We start from the raw sequence: 2,596 nt of genomic DNA, 5'->3' as shown, positions 1-2,596 counted from the left end.
CATCGACCACGACATTCTTCTCGACCTTGGTGCTCATGGCATCTCCTTCGATCCGTCTCGACGATCACGGGGTGACGAACCGCAACACCTCAATTCGTCAGGTAACTAACGCTACCGCCGGTCTGCGTCGTGGGGCCAGGGGCACGAGACCCAGGCGATGCTCGGAACCTGCGGCCCTGGCCAAGTTGCGGTCTGGATTTCCGATTGATGTCCCGCGGGGGAGAGCAGAATCCCTGGCATGGATGGTCCAGTGGTGGACGAGCGCATCCAAGGACCCAGGAACAGAGGTGATGACGTCAGAACCCTCCCCGGCGCTGGACCGCTTCCTGGCCCCAGCAGCCATACCAGTCCCGGACTTGCGCTCAGCAGAACGATCCCAGACCGCCGGGACACCCGGACGTTCTCGTGCCCGTAGCGCCCAACCCTTCACACTCCGGGCCGGTATCAAGATCCCATGGCGCGAGACTGGACTCCGGCAACCACCGTGGTGGCCCGTCCTCGCTGCTCCCCTGGGCTGCCCTGGCGACGGCCATCCCCCGGTGACTAGGCATTCTCGTCAGGACGGTGGATACACAATAGGGTGACGATCAGGCCGTCAGTCGACGGTCCTTCCCAAACCAAGGAGAGCAATGATGCGCAAGACCGCAGCCACTGCCGCCCTTTCCCTGGCCGCCCTCACCGGGATGGCAGCTCCTGCCATCGCCGCGGAGCCGGTAGTCCCGGCCACCACCACGACCCAGCAGAGCGAAGACGACAACGGCGAGATGGGCCTGTGGGGCCTGGCCGGCCTGCTGGGCCTGGCCGGTCTGGCCGGACTGAAGAGGAACAAGAAAGATCACACCGACCGGGGTTACAACACCGATGCGGGCGATCCCAACCGTCCCAGCCGCTGAGATCCAGGTGCCACGAATCTGAGGATTCGTGGCACCTGCGACAAGGGCCCGCTCGCTCACGAGCGGGCCCTTGTCCTGTCCACGCTCCTCGTGGTCGGGCAACCCCGACCACGCTCCGCCCCGGCTTCGCCCCGCAGGGCGCGCTCAGTCGTGGGCAGATGCGCGCGGGCGGTCGCCCTTTCGCGCGCCCTTGGTCTGCTTGTCCTCGTAGTGGGCCCGTTGCTGTTCGTGCTTGGCCTTGGCGCGTTGCCGTTCTTTCGCCCGGCCCCGGCGGAAGCGCTCCAGTTGGGCCATGACCTGCTCCCGGGTCACCCTGTTGTGGTGGGCGTTCTTCTTGATCTCCCACGGGAAGTAGTAGGGCTCCCAGGCGATCTCATCATCGACGGCCCACCGTCGGCCTGTCAGGTAGCGCACCACCGTGTTGGCCAACGCCAGGAGTGGCACCGCGAACAGGGCCCCGGCGATGCCGTAGAGGATCGCGCCGGTGGCCACAGCCAGAAACACCGCCAAGGGGTGCAAGGAGACGGCTTTGCCCATGATCAGTGGCTGCAAAATGTTGCCCTCGATCTGCTGGACGAGCAGCACCACGCCCAGCATCAGCAGCGCAGTGGTGAGCCCATTGGCCACCAGTGCCACCAGCACCGCCACCGCCCCGGTGGCCACCGCCCCCACGACCGGGATGAAAGAGCCCAGGAGCACGAGGATGCCGATCGGCAGTGCCAGGGGCACCCCGAGCACGGCTGCGCCGGCGGCGATGCCCACGGCGTCGATAGCTGCCACCAGTCCTTGAACCCGGGCGTATTGGACCAGCGAGGTCCAGCCGTGCCGGCCCGCACCGTTGACCGCCCGCCGGACATTGACCGGGAACAACCTGACCAGGAACAACCAGATCCGCTCCCCATCGATCAAGAAGAACAACAGCGTGAAGACCATGATCACGATGCCGGTCAGCACATTGCCGGCCGTCGCACCAAAGGACATCGCTCCGTCCAGGATGGCTTGGCTGTTGTCCTCGACCGTGGCGCCGAAGTCGTCGATCCAGTCGTTGATGGTGTCCGCGCTGAGATTCACCGGCCCGTCCTCGAGCCATTCGAGCAGCTGCTGGGTGCCCACCACCACGCTGCCGGACAGTTGGGCGAAACCCAGCACGATCTGCCGGCCGGCGATCACGAGCAGACCCGCCACGCATCCGATCAGTCCCAGCACGACCAGTCCCGCCGCCACTGAGGCCGGCACGTGGTGGGCCCGCAACCGCTTCACCAGCGGGAAGAGCAACCCCGCGAGCAGCCCCGCGATGAGCACGGGGATGATGACCACCGTAATCTTCGAGAGCAGGTAGCCGGCCAGTCCCACCGCCGCCAAGATGATGATCAACCGCCACGACCACGCCGCGGCCACTCGCACTGGAACGCTCACGCCCCCGGCAGCGTCGCCGCGCAACGGTGGCAGCTCGTCGTTGCGCCCAGGACCCAGCCGAGGCTGGGTGCGGTGCGAGGTCGAGGCCATGGCGCCATCCTGACACGCAGGGGTGGGTGCCGAGGGGCTGTACTGCCGGGTGCGCTCACGCTTCTGTGTCCCGGCCCGGAGCTTTGAGCAGCTCGGAGGCGTACGGGGCCCGCAGCGGAGGTCGCCGGTCGATGAGCTCGTTGGCCGCGTGGGCCAGCAGGTCACGCTGGAGTCCGGGCAGGCCCAGGCAGTCGTGC

General features: G+C 66.9%; 2 protein-coding genes. One reads left to right on the top strand and one right to left on the bottom strand.

Going from position 1 to position 2,596, the window contains the following annotated elements:
* Positions 1–629: 629 nt before the first annotated feature.
* Complete coding sequence (locus tag RF647_RS18940; protein ID WP_368813084.1) at positions 630–893, top strand: WGxxGxxG family protein; 264 nt, start codon at positions 630–632, stop codon at positions 891–893.
* 144 nt (positions 894–1,037) lie between these two features.
* Here the strand turns inward: RF647_RS18940 and RF647_RS18935 are convergent, their stop codons facing one another.
* Positions 1,038–2,399: an AI-2E family transporter gene (locus tag RF647_RS18935; RefSeq protein WP_368813083.1), complete on the bottom strand. Its 1,362-nt coding sequence runs from the start codon at positions 2,397–2,399 to the stop codon at positions 1,038–1,040.
* Positions 2,400–2,596: the final 197 nt, after the last annotated feature.

The sequence above is a fragment of the Kocuria sp. CPCC 205263 genome, from assembly GCF_040981075.1.
Lineage (GTDB): Bacteria > Actinomycetota > Actinomycetes > Actinomycetales > Micrococcaceae > Kocuria > Kocuria rosea.
This window is presented reverse-complemented; position numbering and strand designations above follow the sequence as displayed.